Genomic DNA, 16,421 nt, shown 5'->3' with positions numbered 1-16,421 from the left:
ACAGAAGGTTAATAAAATGAAAGATGAACATTTAAATAACATGATGATGTCGCGCCGTAGACTATTAAAAGTGTTTATGGCATCGGGGATTTCTACCGCCCTGATCCGTACTTCGCCATTAGTATCTGGTTTGCTATACGCAAGAGATGCGGACGCGCAGAACGCTGGGCTACCGAATAAAACCGTATCAATTTATATACCCGGAGGATCAATATCATCACTTTGGAACCCAACGGGAAGTGGTGAAAGCATGCAGTTAGGCGTGATGTCTGCAGGCTATGAACCAGTCAAAACCGAATGTAACTTTATGGTCAACATGTCACATTCCAACGCGGGACATGGTCGAATGCCAATCCTGCTTGCTCAAAATTGGGGCAGTGACAGTTATGACGTCACAATGGGGAATGCGTTAGGTCCAAACCTACCATTTCGTTATCTAAATTTGGGCGTTCACAGCAATGGCCAAGGGCAGTTAACCAAAGACAACCGTAATCATTTGCCATTCCAGGAGAACCCTTTCACCGTATTTAAAATGGTGTTTGGCAGTGCACAAGGCAGCAACAGTAAAACGCCTATCATGAATGCACACATGTCGGCTGCCAATGCGATTAAAAACAGGCTCGCAGGTTATGAGGTGCAAAGGATGAATGACCACCTCGATGCGATCTCAGATACCCAGCGCCGCTTAGATGACTTATATGGCGGCGTGTCTTGCGGTATTGCTCCAGATAGTACTGAATTCCCTTTGACCTTTGATACATTCAGTCAACAGGCACGCTTACAGGCTGATATTGCCGTGGCAGCCTTACAATGCAATTTGACCAGCTCTGTATCTCTGGCGTTTGGTAACCACCAAGCGGAATTTCGTATTCCCGAGCTGAATTTCCAAGGCCACTATCATAATGCAATACATGGCGGGAGCAACGGCCAACCTAACTACCCCTACTATACCGAAATGCGCAGCCACCTAGGTAGCTTAAGTGCGTACTTGATCCAAAAGCTAAAAGCAGCAGGCATACTCGATAGCACAGTCGTTTTAGAAACTTCGGATATGGGACATGCAGATAAACACTCTGCAAACCCCTGTTCTTACTTGATAGCAGGTGGCGGTGCACGTATAAACCGGGGCGTAGTCAGTAATATGGGCTCAGGTTACAACCAACATGATGTACTTCATACCGCAGCAAAGGCCTGCGGCGTTGACCTTGGCTTTGGAAAGGAGATCCCAGGGATTATTGTTTAGGAGATAATTACCGTATAAGCCCCTTTATTTGGGGGCTTATACTTTTGTTTTGGTTAAACCTAGTTTAAAACTAACATCGGCTGTTTGTCTTACCAGGTAAGGCCTGTTTTAAACACAACTGATACGGTAGACAATCAAAAACATAGCATGATCAATATCATCCTTTGGGTCCGTCATTTCAATACCGTTAGATACTTCACAATTCGAGCTTTGAGACTTAACAAAGTTCTTTATAACCTCCATGCGCCGGTTTTCTGGAAAGAAAGGGCTCACGGAATTTAGCTCAAAGACACACAAATATCGGTGATACTTTCGTAAGGCCATGTCGGTTCTTGCAAACAAGCACTACCAACATTTTTTAAAGCCTGTATTTTGCTTTTCTTGGGCATTTGACACTATCGAAATCAGAGTTAGAGATAGAACAAAAAACTTCAATATAGTTCAACCTTTTTAGTAACTTGAATGTAAACACAAAGGGCCATTACGCGTAGTAACAACACTGTCTAGAGGAAGCTACTTGGCGCTTTATTATTTGTTTTGGTTTAGATGACCAGCAATCTTATACAATGCAATACAACCCACCAAATAAGGGATGGTCAATATAAAGAGAAATATACTCTCCGCTAATACAACCCTTTCAGCAGAAGGTTCCAAAAATAAGTCGATCGTTACCCACTCCGCAACTGAAAGCCCAAGGGATACTACTAAGGAGTAAAGTAAGACATTTCCCCAAGGTAATTGCTTAACCTTACTAAATTTGTATGCTGCTACGAAGGCAATTACAATACTTGCTACACCTAATACACTCGCAGCTCCGTGAAAAGCTGAGTAAATGATAAAAAAAGTGGTATCATCTCCCATGGAATAATCTCCTTTAACTGATAAAATACCTAGTTGTATATTCTCGTCTATATAATCTTAATAAATTCCGACAGAGCGCTTTAAATTACGAGTCTAATATTATCGTTCCATCGAACAAAAAATGGAGCAGTTACACTCCTAGCTGATGGTAAGTAATGCTATGCAAAACCAAATAACATGCTTAAACGCAAAAAAAGTAGCCAGTACTCATGTATGGATAGAAAAAAGGTGGCTGTTGATTATTATTTATAACATAATCGGCACTGACCAAATATTGGTATTTCCGCATTCAAATCAACGACTCTGACCCCATTGATAGGGAAAGTTTACCGCTTTGTTATGCTCCCCACTTTATTTTTAAGCGCCAAATAACGTAGAGATGCTAAATAGAGAAAAAAGTTATCTTCTTCATACTCTACCTCAACTAATTCATCATTTGAAAATAAGCTAAATGTCCCCTTCTTAGTTTCTCGAATATTGGCATTCTGGATGCAGCCAACAGCATCAATAATAAATTTTTCAGTTTCACTAGCGCTATATTGATTAAGTAAATCTGGGCCCACATGAACAAGCTTGCATTTTAGTCCCGTACGTTCAAAGTAGTGTTTTTCATCCAGAGCCATATCCAGTCCAAGTTCAATTCTAAGGTGAACCGGCTCTTTAATTATTTTCTTTGCTAATTGAAGGTCACATATTTCGATTTCCGATATCTTTCTCGCCACTTCGAGCGCATTACCTGAAACACCGCAAGACCAAAGATCATAAAAATTCTCTAATCCTTCAACAATCAATTCTGTTTTCAATATCAACTCCCTAATTGAGCATAGCACCTCTGTTAAAATGCTAATTTTGCTTAGCTATAATGTAAGCGGCGCGAAATCAACGACTCTGACCCCATTGATACACTGACCCCATTGATACAGCTAACACTTTCTCCATTAATTGCGCTTTTTCGCCATAACTAGAACATATACTGACGCCTTTAACCTCTTGAAACCCAATTGTCGCCCAAAAACTTTCAGAGCCTTGTACCGCTACTAACATTACTTTGTTCATTCCTTTATTTCTTGCTACTTCAATCAATTTTAAGGCCGCCGCTCGACCAATTCCTTGCCCCTTCGATTGAGGGCTTATAGCCATATCATGAAGATATAAATACTCACAGTCTGTAATATTTGGTAAAGGTTCAAACAACTTGGGAGGGGAAGTTCCACGCCATGGGTGGGCTAACAAATACCCGAGCACCACTCCACTTTTTGACACACATACAAAGCAGGTGTCAGGAGATGCCGCATTTTTACTTTTGAGTACATCTAATTCTTCAGTGCCAATCTCTCGATAAGATTCATCCTGAATTTCTATAATTCTATTCCAATGTATTTCTTCTATTTTTTTAAATATCATACGATTCCTTGAATGTATTACGCCGCCATCCACAGACGACGTTCAGAGTGTTCTTGAGGTTAGACTGGCGCTTGTGCCAAACCCAAAAATCGAGATGTAAAGAGGCCGGTTGAATGACTTCGTTATGCATTTATTGCGACTGCCAAAGTATTGGAAATAACCCAAGAACCAACAAACTGCAGGCAATAAGTGATAGCAGTGACCCCGTGCGTACCATAATCTTAACCATAAGCTCGGTAGTAACAGTAGCTGAAAATCCAGCGCCAGCGATTGGAAGTGCTTTACTCGCACCAGTCACAGACGCAATAGTTATCCCAAGCCAAATAAGTATGAACCCCAATGCACTGCCATAAGCCACAAAAATATCTAAAGATAAAGGCAGTTCTACCAGCGACCAGATAACACCAAAGATAACCAGTGCTATTGCGCACTGGACAGCAGTCAAATGACCAGAAAGAGCCATTCGGGAGTTTTTCACAGACGGTATCAGGGCTCCTTGTATTAAACCGAAAAGAAAAAAGACAGTCCCAATAAAGATCAGTTGTGCGCCTATTTGAGTCAGCTCCATCATGATGCTCCATACCTACACATGACACTCGGCACATTGGCGATAGTTACGTTTCTGGCGTTTCGGATGTAAAGCTGGGAACTTTGTCCCTGCTGGTTTCTAAATTTTTTAAAGGTATTCACTGTTCATCTCCTCCATAGAAAAAACACATGGTAAACAGCGGAATCCTAAAATTCATTCACCTAGATTCATTTTTTAATTTACTCAATGTTTGGGGAGCGACACCAAGATACGAAGCGATGTGATATGACTTAACTTGGTTAAATATAAATGGGTATTCATCAAGTAAACGGTCATACCTTTGGGCAGCAGTCTCTGACATGAGAGACAGGACACGCTTGTATGTAGCCGAATAATAAGTGTTATGCATCCATATTCTTGCTAAACGCCCCCATTTTTTATCTTGTGATATAAACTTATCAAGTGCTTCCAAAGACGTTACATAAAAAACCGAATCTTCTAGAGTCTCAAAATTGAGCATTGACCCTGTTTTTTCGTAAAAGCTGACACTATCGTCCATAAAGTGGTTTAAACCATGTTTGCTTTTTCCGCGAAAATAGAGCTGCCAAGTATGTTCTTTACCATTCATATCATTTAAAAATGATCTCGCTAAGCCACGTTTAATAAACCATATCTCACTAAATACTTCGCCAGCATGATGTACCCGCGTTCCCTTTTTGACATGTTTTACGTCAAATATTGCGCACGCATCAGCCCACTCATTATCATTGACTGGGATATAATTCTCGATCATTTTCTTAAAGTATTTCATATACCTATAATCTTTTAAATATAACGCCCATTACTTGTTCGATTTATTGTATTGCGTTAAACAGTAAATTAATATAGTCAAGTAAAGTGCGATGTTCGAAATACTTGTACAACACCAAATTAAAAGTATCATTAAAGATGACTTTTACTTATCTGACATAAAAAACCTTCAAGTGTATCCTTCCAAATTTAACGCCGCGATAAGAAGCAAAATTTAGCTGAATCTATTTTATCTACTAATACTCTGGAGCTAATGTTTTATAAATTTCTTCAAGGTATCTCGACTCTTCAGCCCTGCCTTTAATTATCAAGACCGCGCCATCAGGCGTATCTGACTCTCTAAGAACTGCCGTCTCGTAAGGACACATTCCTACATAACCGCCGGTTTCGTTATGACACCCAATCGCCATTGTTCCTTTCAGACCTTCCCAATGGGTAAACCTTATGAACGTAGCTTTATCAAAGGTACTTTGTCTTCCCAATGAAACCCATGAATTATTGAAGTAATCGAACCCATTTTCGCTAGCAACTTTCAGAAATTCATCGTATCCAAGTGCCACTGTTAAACTCCCATTTATTTTAGGGTTTTGAATTTCTAGCTGGCATTTATTTTTCTTAGAAGGATTCGACACTAGATGCCAATCATCGCTTATTGCGATGGAAAACCTACATTCACTAAGGGTAAGGCGCTCATTATTACTTGCGTTTATCTTGAATGAGAAAATTATGGAAAGAATTAAAAGCAAAACTCTCATTTGAATAGTAACCCTAATGCCCGCATGTATCGCTAATCAAACTTGGCTAAAATAGGTAGCACACAAACTAAGCCAAGCTTTGTTAGTCCATTTTTTAATTAAGTTGTTATACACTAACCTACCTGCGGGCTCAAAATAGTTTTGACCGTAATTCAATCTGGTGGTTACTTGCATTAAATCATAACTTTCGTGCAAATCATTTTTAGGGCCGATAACTCCCCCTTAGTTGAAAGCCAATAACCCCGCCCTGCGCGCATTCTTGACGTTGAGCTTTAAAAGCTTACTTCAAACTCTTAGGCACTAAATTCAATGATTACTCTTGGGTATATAACACCCGCATAATGGGTAGCTTAAGTTTACAAAATTTAGCGATAATGAATGCGACTATGCTTCAGATAAACATTTACTAATGTGCTTGTTAAGTTTGCGCACTTTACTATTCGCGATTTTCCTTTTGTATATTTAATAGGGAAGCCATCTTTTTTTGCCATCAAGCTGTGTGTAAATAAGCTAAGGTTTTCATTTTTACGTTTGGGTGATACAACTTCCTTCAAGCCAATTCGATTGGCAACCCCTTTAAATTTTTGTCTACAAACTTCCTTGAAATTCTCTATCGCGTCGGAGTCAGCCATATCTCATTGCAAGCCTAACAAATTGTCTTCAACCGTCCACCAGAAGCGGAGGGCCTCCTGAAAGTAACCAAAAGTGGGCATGTTATATACATTTTTTTCCTATTGCTTGAACTACTGAGGCAAGACCAGTGTGGAAAGTACCTTCAATGACATCTCTTTCAGTTTCGATAAGGTGACTGAACTTTAGCCGCTTAAATTCTTTGGTCAGCGATTCTTTCGTCTGCATAGTATCTATACAATCACCGCCACCAGTGCCATATTGGAGCTGATTAGGTGTATACGATTCAGTAAGAAAAACGCCGCCGAGCCGCAAGCCTGACTCAACTTTAAAGTGCACTAATTCACGAAGCTTTGAAGGTAGTGGGCAGAATATCGAAATAATGCCATCCCAACAGTCTTCTCCGAAATTAAATTCACTAAGGTCTGCATGGATACATTCAATTGATACATTATTTGCTTTCGCGAGTTTTTTGGCTTTCTCCAAACCAACGGTGGAGCTATCTACAGCTGTAACACAGTAGCCTTGTTTTGCTAGAAATATCGCATTTCGTCCTTCTCCCTCTGCCAGACTCAAAATTCTTCCTTTTGGAAGCATCTTGAATTGCTCCCTTAAGAAGTTATTCGGCTCAATACCATATGCATATTCATCTGTGTCGTAACGTTCATCCCACATAAAATCTCCTTGAAGTAATTCAAATGATTAATTTGAAATAGAACACCCGCTTTGTAGGTGAAAAAGGTTTGGCTAAATTTAGCGACGAAGCAGCACTATCGGCGATCGGCGCTTTTGTTTAACTGTCTTGTTAGCCGCTGATTACACCTCTACTTTTCGTTACCTTTTCCCTGTTTTTTCTTTTGCTCTAAGACCAAAGCGGCACCAATCGCAATACCGACTCCAACACCTAACGCTAAATTTCCAAGAGCTACACCTATCCCTGAACCAATAGCAACCCCTATACCAAGGCCAAATACGACCGGATTCTTTTGAGTTTGATTATTTTTATCGCAATTACCCATTTGAACTCCTTAAGCAACTAACATCTTACTAAAATTCGCAAATTAAATTTGGCAACGTTGGAGTAAACCAACTATGTTTCGCTAACTATTTTGCTAACTTTTGGGTATACGAGATTGAACTAGTCAGTAATAACAAGTCCCACAGACAACGCACCCAAATAATTAGCTGTGACCACATATCCTGCCAAAGCGTATTTCCGTATACACTCACCCACTCTAGCCTGACAAATAAACAGATACAATCTATTTAGTGTTGTTTATCCCTAAAAATAAATTTGTGTAGTCGCCAAGTAATTGCAAATTCAAAAATTGCAGATATCAGTATCAACGAGAGCTCTGTGTATACTTAGCCCCCACCCAAGGTCTGATAATGTTTGGATAAACTGTGTAACGAAGCGAAACTGAGCCAGTCATTATCAATCTCACTTGAACAGCTTGTGATAGCTTTTAAGATGAACGCAAAACAAACAACGTTTTGGTATGGTGGCACTTTGTATGCCAATACAACCCATCGCCATTAAAAGCATAAATCTGACCAATATTTGAACTGATTATATTAGGAATACCAAGCTGTAATATACCCAGATTGTTATTTTTAGAAAAATACCATCTGGTTTAAAGCACTGATCAATTGATTCAATAAACCAATTTTTTGCCCCCCATCTTGAAGTGTTTGTTATTCACCGATACTTTCTATTAGTTTGATAATACGCTGCTCCAAAGCTTTTGGATCTGGCCAAAGCTTGTGAGAATATAGCCAACCATGCCTTGGTCCAATTCGAAGCTTACCTGACTGAGAAGATGTTGCGGCGGAAGTAACTTGAACGGGAGTTGCTTGATTTTTAGTTAATGTCCATTGGTGCCCTCCGCGGCCATCACGTATATCATGAATATGGCACTCCAACCCACGATCTGTAACTCTCAACTCTGTAGATTGTTTCGCTGTAGAGAAAATTTCAATCCTTTCATCAGAGGCTTCTATATTTTCATCAGACAAGTATTTTCTGTATCCATACCAACCAACCCAGCAAGCAACTAGGAATTGTCCAAAAGTTGCAAGCGAGGCTAAGATGTCCCATCCTGACGTTTGACTCATAAGTTATCTATCCTAAGGTACACTGCGCACAGATAAGGTGTCTTTTTTAACACGTGCTCGTATTTTCGGCCTTGTACCGACACAATAAGCCTATATATGGGCCGCTTTAATGCGATTTTTACATGTTTGCAGCTTTAGCAATAACTTTAGCACATGCTTAAAAAAACAACCCCGCTCTTAATCGCTACGTATATTCTTTGCCAAACTGACCTTGGCACCTTTTCAATCACTTTTTGGGAATGTAGACAATAGCAATTGAGAGAATCAAACTAACTACCCCCCTGCTTCCTCCTTAAAGAAACAGCGTTGATTACAAGAGAGAATTGCCAAAGGCTAGCGTGCTTAGCGCCTGACCTTGGCAATTACCATGTGCTCTCTCAGTTTGTCAGCAACCACTATTTATCGTTGGTCTCTCTGCAAATCAATCCAGTCAACTATGGTGTTTATTGCACTAGGCGAGAAGTGTTCCTTTTTTATAGAAAACAGCGCATCTAGTGGTAAATCTGGTTTCATCAAGCCGTGCGTGGCATTATGAATTGTGACCTGCTCTAGGCTGGCATAGGGTTGCGTTGAGCTTGCAAAAGCGTGTGCAAATTCAACTTGGCTATGTTCAATGTCGACATGCACATCACTATCGCCATATATGGCTAACATGGGAAAATTAAGTTTACTAAAGCCTTCAAAGACATCTGCATCAATGTTTTTTCTAACAAAGTTAAATCTCGCTTCGTCTTTTATCGGCTCTGGCATATAAGGGTCCTGATGTAAAGCGGCTGACAAGTAGTGGTCATACCCTGCTTTTATAAGCTGATACTCTGCCGCGCTTAGCAGATTAATACGCTCCAACGCAGCTGCGTCATCTACACTAATTTTTCCTTCGTCCACCAAACGGATCCACATACTGTATTGGCTCTGAGACAACCAGTTAGCAGCACCGCCAACAAGCACCATAAAGTTGATTTGCGATTCACTGTGCAAATTTGCGAATACCCAACTTGCTTGGCTAAAACCAAGTAACCCAATCTGATTTTGTTGGTAACCTGCAACTCGGAGATATTGAATCGCATCTCGTACTTCGGTAGCCCTATCTTTCATGGATTGTGACAACCAATTGCCTTGTGATTTGCCAATCCCTGGTTTGTCCCACGAAAACGTAGCAATATTTTTTGCAGCCAATGACTCAATAATGGGGATATAGAAACTTTTCGCAGTACTGTCCATTGCACCATCACCGTGAACAAAAATGACGATAGGATCAGATGCGGTATGATGTTTTGGTTTATAAAGGCGACCAACCAGATGGTGATTGAGTGAATCAAAGGTATGCGTTGTATATTGAAGGTCGTTTTGCCCGCGATTATTGTTACAAGCAGATAATAAAGTGGCAAAAATAAAGGCGGCTGATAATACCCAATAATTATACTTTTCCATGACGAGCTGTTTCCTTTGCAAGTAAAGTCAATGAAACTATAAATGCTTTTTATGTGAGAAACTGTGAGTAGTCGTAACTGGTTGCCTAGCAATATGCTACTGTTTGTCTTCTTTGCTACAAAAACGTCTTAACGCGGCTTGTGTTGGTGCAACCAGTATTGGCCTGTGCTTTTGTTGTTCTATACTAATATCGAGACAGCCGATTTGTGCCTTTTTGTTCGATTTAATTATATGTATGCGTACGTTAGCTTTTCGAATTCTTCCGGGATGTTGGAAACTCGAAATAGCTCAGAATCAATACATTTAAGCTTTTTCGTACGTCGGTGTAATAAAATTCATTTGGATATGGTAATAAAATATAATCAAGAAATAATACAAGAATAGGTATTTCACCATCCTATCAAAGTACTAGAACTTCAATATAGAGCGTAATAAACCCGACTAAAAATTCAAAAGTGAAAGCAAGGCAAACTATATAGCCATCTATAATAGACTAATTATACGTCTGTAATGTTCAACAAAGTCGATATAAGCAGTTAAAAGCGTTCCATATCCATGAAGAGCGCTAGCGTGAGCAGGTTCCAGGCCCTATATCTTGTGTTCAAGGTGATATAGAATTTTATCTTGCCTATCGATTATAAAGGCACTTACGTATTCAGTGTAATGGCCATAATAAGTCAATCGATTAAAATTAACCAAATACCGAGGTGAAATGAGTTCACCTTTTTTGGGTAGCCAGTTTTTGACATTTGGGTTGCCCGCTGCCATAGCCAATTCCAGAGCATTATTAAGTATTTCACTATTCAAGGGGAGCTCTTTCCAACTAGTAAAGGCTCCGTCAATTATTCCCGTTGGTATTTTAGACAGTTTAATGGCATATGCTTTTGCGAAATCACCATCTATACTGAGCGTAGGGCTTTCGTAACTATGTAAAACTCTTTCGAAGCTGTCTTCTCCCAAATTTGACCAGTTGAGGGATACTCTTACTTCGGCAAAGGTCGCTTTGTCAATCTTCTCTGGTTTTTCAAAGTGCCAAAAAACAGATATAGCAAAGCCAAATACGATTATTGCAGAAACATAACCCCAAATTTCAAAAACCATTCTAACGTATTTCAATGTTCAATATCCCTCAAGGAGTTAATACCTTTATTCAACGGCGAAGATTAGCTGGCTAAAAGAGCACAATCCGTCTGTTTTGCGTCCACTTTTGGTCCGATTGATATATTTTTTACTCAACAAAAAGATTTAGTCAAAAGAATGTGCAGGAAACCGTATATTTAACTCCACATCAAAGACTCTTTTATAACAAAAAAATATAAAATGACAAATGAATAAACCAAACTGTAAATAGTTTAAGTTAAATTCCTTGATAGCACCGTCACTTCTTTCCATTCTTTTTCTATATTAACTATATCGGTACTAATTTGGCAAAGAGTCATTGTTACAACTACCATAACCACTAGCTATATAGCTCCCTTAAAAAAGGTCACCCTATGAGTAGTAAATGTTAGGTTTGCCATTTTTATTTGAGTTATATTTTCGGAATAGAATAGGAGCGACATACTTTGGGGAGCTACCTGAAAAGCCTGTTATGCCAAGTTTACCAATAATACTTTTTAATTGCATTTGTCACATCATTATACATCGAATTATCGAAGTGAGCATGGAGAGAAATATTGATAAACACGTCTCCAAATTCGCTTTTAAACTTCCAAACCGCAAACTGATCCATTTCGGTATTTGCGAACTTAGCCAACAAGCTAATCATTTTAGAAAACTCTTCATCTGTCATTTTTTTATTGTTAGACATCGGCTATACTCCCCCTTGTATTTATTCACATTAAGCCTTGCTAATAGACGTTTAGATTCTGCTTGGAAAGAAACAGCATGTATGAAATTAAACTCATTTACTGAAGCGCAGAAAACTAACTGTGAGTGTAAAACACCGTTTTCAATTAGGTAATTTGATACGGCAGTAGCCCTATCAGCGGCTAAAGAAATTGAACTCCCTCCACTGGGCTCAGCCTCACTTGCCCCCCTTTAATATGCAAAACTACTGAAGGAAATTTCTTTAAGAACTTTACATGCTCATCCAGTTTCAATTGATTTTTTGCAGTTAGCTCTGAATAACCAAGCTCAAACTCTATAACTCTCATTTCTTCTGACTCAATAGAGAACTTTTCAGAAACAGACTCTGCACTCAGCGAATTCGAGGTAATTTGTAGCATGAACAGAAATATTACCTTTAATTTCACTTAAATTCCTCGAGATTATATAAGCTCATCTGAATTTTATCATATTAAACAGTCTATTACTCACTCAATTTGCTGTTTAAAATAGTATCAAATAATGCCGGTAGACAGTCAGGCTTGAAAGCGTCAATACCTTCTTGTTCCATCTCTTCTCGTGACCACCATTTCCATTTTTGGATTGTGGACTTTTCTTCTTCAGTCCACTGGGCGGCAAACACCTTACTGTTAGTAGCACACCTAACTAAATAGTACTTTTCTTGCCATATTGCAGGGGTAGATCTCGCTACAGCAAAAATATCTTCCCGCTCCAAAAGTAATTCACCGATGTCATTTGTTAATCCGGTTTCTTCATACAGTTCTCTTTTGGCTGCGTCTAAATAAGATTCACCTTCTTTTAGTTCTCCACCTGCTGTGGCCCAAAATGGTTCGCTCTTATGTTCGTCCTTATATTGAAACAACAACAATTCATCTTGTTCATTCACTATCATTAGCCTTGAGCATTGTCTTGTTTTCAAATTTTTACTCCTATAGTTCTTAGTTCATAGCTGTACACTAGCGTGAATTTTTGGAGTTTTCATTTATTCAAAACCAACATCTGCTGCCAATAAAATTAAGTTTATTTAATAATTTTAGTACCTTAACAGCTTTATTTTGAATATTTAACGCCCCAATACCCGCTAACAACCTAATTTACGTTGGTTCAAAACCGAGGGACATCTCCCGTTCAGCTATTTATGGTGCATGCGCATTCCCTTACTCAACAGTTGGACTTATCAGCTATCAAAGGATAGAGGTCATATACTGCGTTTTTCTACAAACATTGGGAGGAATCGAAATTATCACATGCTCCAATTAGAAAGCTGAACGTGAAGTAAGAACCTCAGAGTGTCTAAAAACTTGATGTTTGCTCGTCAGGTTAAATCAATAAGCCAACTGTATAGGGAGCATGCTGAAGAACGATAAAAATCAGCGTTGCCTCTTACATTCTGATTGTTTAGCGCGCCTAGCTGCATTTGCTCTTTTATTTAGTTCACAGACTATAGGGTTGACAGAAAAAAGCTTGGAATTCGTATCTGGCATAAACAGGCATTCTGATTCGGATGCTCCTTCGGCACGTACTTCAAGTCGTATCAAGTGCCTAAACCACATTTCATGCCTCACTTTGACTATCTCTTTTAGTTCTACCCGTCGCTGTTTATTATTGTTTATGAACAATAAAGCATCTCCATCATCATACACCGCATCAGGCACGTCCAAACGACAAAATTTAAAGAAGGTAAACCCATAAACTATTGTGAAAATTGGCGAAAATATGAGGCTCATTGACCCATTAAATAAGAATACTGATGTAAAAACAGCTGGAATTAAGACAAAAAATACAAACATAATCATGTTGTATATCGCATTGTTATGATAGGTACTAAATGAGATTTTTTCATGTGTGCATCTGGATTCGACTCTTCTTTTTCAGCAATCAACCTATCGATTTCCTTTGCCCTTTCAGGGTACTTATCGCGATCAATTGCCTGAGCAGACAGATACAAATCATTAAGAGAATAGGTAGAAAAGTCTATTTTTCGAGCCATATGTATTACTCCCCACAAGCGGCTGAATATGCGCGACAGCGGCCAAAAACCTTACTAGTCGACATATTTTAGCGTGCCTAAAACCATGCCAACTTTACTTTTTTATTTTAATATTCGCAATGGAATAATATCTCGCAACCAGCCCTGTATCTGTAAGCACTACTATAAAACTAAAAGATAGAACCTTGTTATTTGCGACAAGAGTTGCAGTCATGACACTTGTTGGGCAAGCTGGTTGCTCAGTCTGGGAAAAGCGTTCAAGATTATTTGGTGCGCAATAAAGTTTATTGAAACGAGATTAAAATTAATGGAAGTGGAATAAACGCATGATAGGTGAAAGATTTTATCGACCCAATTAGTTCAGCAGACACAGTTAAAAGAATAGTAACTAGCTACATCGAGTATTTTGATTTATTAACTTTAATTATGGGTTAATGTGAAGAAAGTATGCATATTAACTTGGAACTACTGAAAATTTTAGCTAGTAAGTATGTGTGCCGTGTATGAAAAAAGAAGAAAAGTATGAAAATAGTCTAATCTGAACACATTTACCCAATACGGCCTGGCATCAAGTTGTCATAGAGGGGTAAAGGGAATTGAATATAAATCATGTTCAATTCCCACAAGGTAATTTGGTTACAGAATTCATTTTTCAGATTTAAACTGAATAGGTTGGCGTATTTTCAGTTTGAAGTAATTTTTACTATCAAGTAAAAACTTACCCGGTCACCACCTTCTCTTTTACTTTTAAATCAACTTATTAGTTTGTAAAAACACCAATAAAGTTTGCTTGGCTACATTCATTGTTCGAGTAATTGTGTATTCTAACTTTTTTGCCACTCATTGACGCTGCGAGTGCAATTGAAAAAGCTTGATTATAGGATTGCTCTGACTGCGACTTATTTGCGGGAAACTCAACAGATCCATTGGCGCATGGGCCTGTGCCTCCACTTAGCTTCACATAAAAAACATCTTTATTGCTACTAGTACTAGCAACCTCAGTAATTACAGCATCCCTAACCAATTCTCCTGCACCACTATAGAATGGTAAAATAAACAAACTCAAACAAAGCATTTTTTTCATAAGTCCCTCCAATAAACTAACTTATTTCCCTGCAAAGAAATTGCACATTTAAAAATTTAAAATTTAGATTTAAAAACCATAGTAACAAATTAATATAAATATAAAAGATACCAATTTGATTTTACAAACAAATTAACCACGAAGACTTAACCTCTTCGTGAACTACTAGTAACTAATCATGATTAGCAGCATACACTTTAAAAAATACAGTGTGTTGCTTATAATCAAGGCACTAACTCAAGAACACTTCTTGTGATCTTACCAAACCAACTAAAGTCCTTTTAATTATCAATTAAATTAATCTAGAGGGCACTATGAGAAGTTCGCACATTGAAATTTTAAATTCTTTTTGTGCCATGTATATGGCCTATTAAATAAATTAATAAGCCAGCTGTGCTGTAAAAGGAAAGTAATCAGTATTGCTTTTAACTTTATTACTGTTTGACGTGTTTTTTATTTTGTTTAATTCACCAATCAAGGTCTAAAACTCCCACTTAGTAAACTCAATCAGACTGTTTTAATTACGCCTTCAGTTCGGACTTGAAGTTGTATTACATGGCCTATCCCACACATTTTCAAATACCTAAATACGAACTTCCCTTACTTGTTTGATTCTAAACTGGTAACGGAATGAAAAATGAGTGAAAGGTAGAGATGAAAAGCACCACCTAATCGCAATTAAGTGGTACTCAGTAGGTTGATTTTGAAACCAGTTAGAGGGTTATATTTCAAGGTGCAAAAACTTGAGTATATCTTTAGCCAGCTCTAAGCAAAAAGCATTGCATTCGTATAAAAAATGGCTTTAACACTACTTTTCTATACTTATTCCGTTTAGAGCTATTTGACCTAAGCTTAATATGACAGTGTTTAAATCAAGCGATTGTAAGGACGTTTTCATAATATTTATCGCGTACACTGAATACTAAATTGGTGTAAGTTTTTTAGTATCCTTTTAAAAACAACCAACTAAATTTCATTTCTTTGTGACTGTCTAAGTTCATGATTTAGTTGTTCAAAGCCAATTTTGCTGATTTTTAATACTAAACTTTGACGTTTTACACTCAACTGCGATACATGTCGAGAAACCACATCATAAACTCGCCATTGACCTTGTGTATCTTGCTTAAATTTAAAAATCAATTGCGAACGTTCGCTATTGGCTTTCTCGATTTCAATCGCTGCTTCGGCAAACTTGCGACCCTGATTGGTTTGCAAAGTCTTTAACGCTACATCAGCCCCTTTATAGTCAATAAGCACCTGCGCATACATGTTTACTAACTGAGACTCTATCAACTTGGTGAATTCTGCGGTTTGCTGTCTATCTAGCCCCCGAACATGTTTGCCAAGTAGCTTTAAGGACGAAAACTCTAAGTCGAGATGAGGAACAAGCTGTGCATTAACCAGTTGTTTCGCCCTTTGATCTCGCTCTACGTCGGGTAGTGCAGCCAATTGTTGTGTCGCATCCTTAAATTGCAAACTCAAGTCATGGGCCAAAGTATCAAGCTGCGTGTACGACGTGACACTTTGCTGGCTATGCGCTGAAAAGCTCAAACTCATTGCCAGTCCAACTAAGAAAGTAAGTGCTTTTAACAAGTTGTTAGTCATGATGTTCTCTTTCGTCGTTAAGGTGCGATTAAGCTAATTGTACACCTCCTTTACCGATAAATATGTCAACAAAACTTCAAATGATTGATGCCATAACGGCACAAATTGAAAATATC

General features: G+C 38.5%; 18 protein-coding genes. 1 reads left to right on the top strand and 17 read right to left on the bottom strand.

Annotated features, from left to right (window positions below; genetic code table 11):
- The first annotated feature begins 16 nt into the window (after positions 1–16).
- Positions 17–1,243 carry a DUF1552 domain-containing protein gene (locus MHN81_RS06005; protein ID WP_239425276.1) on the top strand — a complete coding sequence of 409 codons (1,227 nt, stop codon included), beginning with the start codon at positions 17–19 and terminating at the stop codon, positions 1,241–1,243.
- Positions 1,244–1,771: 528 nt separating this feature from the next.
- On the opposite strand, the gene MHN81_RS06000 is transcribed toward MHN81_RS06005, so the two are convergent.
- From MHN81_RS06000 to MHN81_RS05920, 17 genes are all read right to left on the bottom strand, one after another.
- Positions 1,772–2,104: a hypothetical protein gene (locus tag MHN81_RS06000; protein WP_239425275.1), complete on the bottom strand. Its 333-nt coding sequence runs from the start codon at positions 2,102–2,104 to the stop codon at positions 1,772–1,774.
- A gap of 326 nt (positions 2,105–2,430) precedes the next feature.
- Positions 2,431–2,907, bottom strand: a complete 477-nt coding sequence (locus MHN81_RS05995) for a hypothetical protein (protein ID WP_239425274.1) — start codon at positions 2,905–2,907, stop codon at positions 2,431–2,433.
- A 76-nt stretch (positions 2,908–2,983) separates the two neighbouring features.
- Positions 2,984–3,508: a GNAT family N-acetyltransferase gene (locus MHN81_RS05990; RefSeq protein WP_239425273.1), complete on the bottom strand. Its 525-nt coding sequence runs from the start codon at positions 3,506–3,508 to the stop codon at positions 2,984–2,986.
- A gap of 130 nt (positions 3,509–3,638) precedes the next feature.
- Positions 3,639–4,079 (bottom strand): hydrogenase, encoded by a 441-nt coding sequence (locus tag MHN81_RS05985; RefSeq protein ID WP_239425272.1) that lies wholly within the window; start codon positions 4,077–4,079, stop codon positions 3,639–3,641.
- A gap of 175 nt (positions 4,080–4,254) precedes the next feature.
- Complete coding sequence (locus MHN81_RS05980; RefSeq protein ID WP_023398071.1) at positions 4,255–4,848, bottom strand: Crp/Fnr family transcriptional regulator; 594 nt, start codon at positions 4,846–4,848, stop codon at positions 4,255–4,257.
- Between the two features lie 235 nt (positions 4,849–5,083).
- Positions 5,084–5,602, bottom strand: coding sequence for a hypothetical protein (locus MHN81_RS05975; RefSeq protein ID WP_239425271.1), 519 nt, complete (start codon positions 5,600–5,602; stop codon positions 5,084–5,086).
- 714 nt (positions 5,603–6,316) lie between these two features.
- Positions 6,317–6,907 carry a class I SAM-dependent methyltransferase gene (locus tag MHN81_RS05970; protein ID WP_239425270.1) on the bottom strand — a complete coding sequence of 197 codons (591 nt, stop codon included), beginning with the start codon at positions 6,905–6,907 and terminating at the stop codon, positions 6,317–6,319.
- Between the two features lie 149 nt (positions 6,908–7,056).
- On the bottom strand, positions 7,057–7,251 hold the full coding sequence (locus MHN81_RS05965) for a hypothetical protein (RefSeq protein WP_239425269.1): 195 nt from the start codon (positions 7,249–7,251) through the stop codon (positions 7,057–7,059).
- 676 nt (positions 7,252–7,927) lie between these two features.
- Positions 7,928–8,347 (bottom strand): hypothetical protein, encoded by a 420-nt coding sequence (locus MHN81_RS05960; RefSeq protein ID WP_239425268.1) that lies wholly within the window; start codon positions 8,345–8,347, stop codon positions 7,928–7,930.
- 399 nt (positions 8,348–8,746) lie between these two features.
- A complete protein-coding gene (locus MHN81_RS05955; RefSeq protein WP_239425267.1) occupies positions 8,747–9,778 on the bottom strand; it encodes an alpha/beta hydrolase in 1,032 nt (343 codons plus the stop codon).
- A gap of 588 nt (positions 9,779–10,366) precedes the next feature.
- Positions 10,367–10,894 (bottom strand): hypothetical protein, encoded by a 528-nt coding sequence (locus MHN81_RS05950; RefSeq protein ID WP_155250721.1) that lies wholly within the window; start codon positions 10,892–10,894, stop codon positions 10,367–10,369.
- A 484-nt stretch (positions 10,895–11,378) separates the two neighbouring features.
- Positions 11,379–11,588: a hypothetical protein gene (locus tag MHN81_RS05945; RefSeq protein WP_023398079.1), complete on the bottom strand. Its 210-nt coding sequence runs from the start codon at positions 11,586–11,588 to the stop codon at positions 11,379–11,381.
- 181 nt (positions 11,589–11,769) lie between these two features.
- Entirely contained in the window at positions 11,770–12,033 is a 264-nt protein-coding gene (locus MHN81_RS05940; RefSeq protein ID WP_239425266.1) for a hypothetical protein, read from the bottom strand.
- Between the two features lie 56 nt (positions 12,034–12,089).
- Positions 12,090–12,545, bottom strand: a complete 456-nt coding sequence (locus MHN81_RS05935; RefSeq protein ID WP_239425265.1) for an NUDIX domain-containing protein — start codon at positions 12,543–12,545, stop codon at positions 12,090–12,092.
- 873 nt (positions 12,546–13,418) lie between these two features.
- The gene (locus tag MHN81_RS05930) at positions 13,419–13,616 is read right to left on the bottom strand and encodes a hypothetical protein (protein ID WP_239425264.1); all 198 of its coding nucleotides are present in this window, start codon (positions 13,614–13,616) and stop codon (positions 13,419–13,421) included.
- A gap of 760 nt (positions 13,617–14,376) precedes the next feature.
- Entirely contained in the window at positions 14,377–14,700 is a 324-nt protein-coding gene (locus tag MHN81_RS05925; RefSeq protein ID WP_239425263.1) for a DUF5992 family protein, read from the bottom strand.
- Between the two features lie 966 nt (positions 14,701–15,666).
- Complete coding sequence (locus MHN81_RS05920) at positions 15,667–16,305, bottom strand: ABC transporter substrate-binding protein (RefSeq protein WP_023398084.1); 639 nt, start codon at positions 16,303–16,305, stop codon at positions 15,667–15,669.
- Positions 16,306–16,421: the final 116 nt, after the last annotated feature.

Source organism: Pseudoalteromonas sp. Of7M-16, from assembly GCF_022347805.1.
Classification (GTDB): domain Bacteria; phylum Pseudomonadota; class Gammaproteobacteria; order Enterobacterales; family Alteromonadaceae; genus Pseudoalteromonas; species Pseudoalteromonas luteoviolacea_F.
This window is presented reverse-complemented; position numbering and strand designations above follow the sequence as displayed.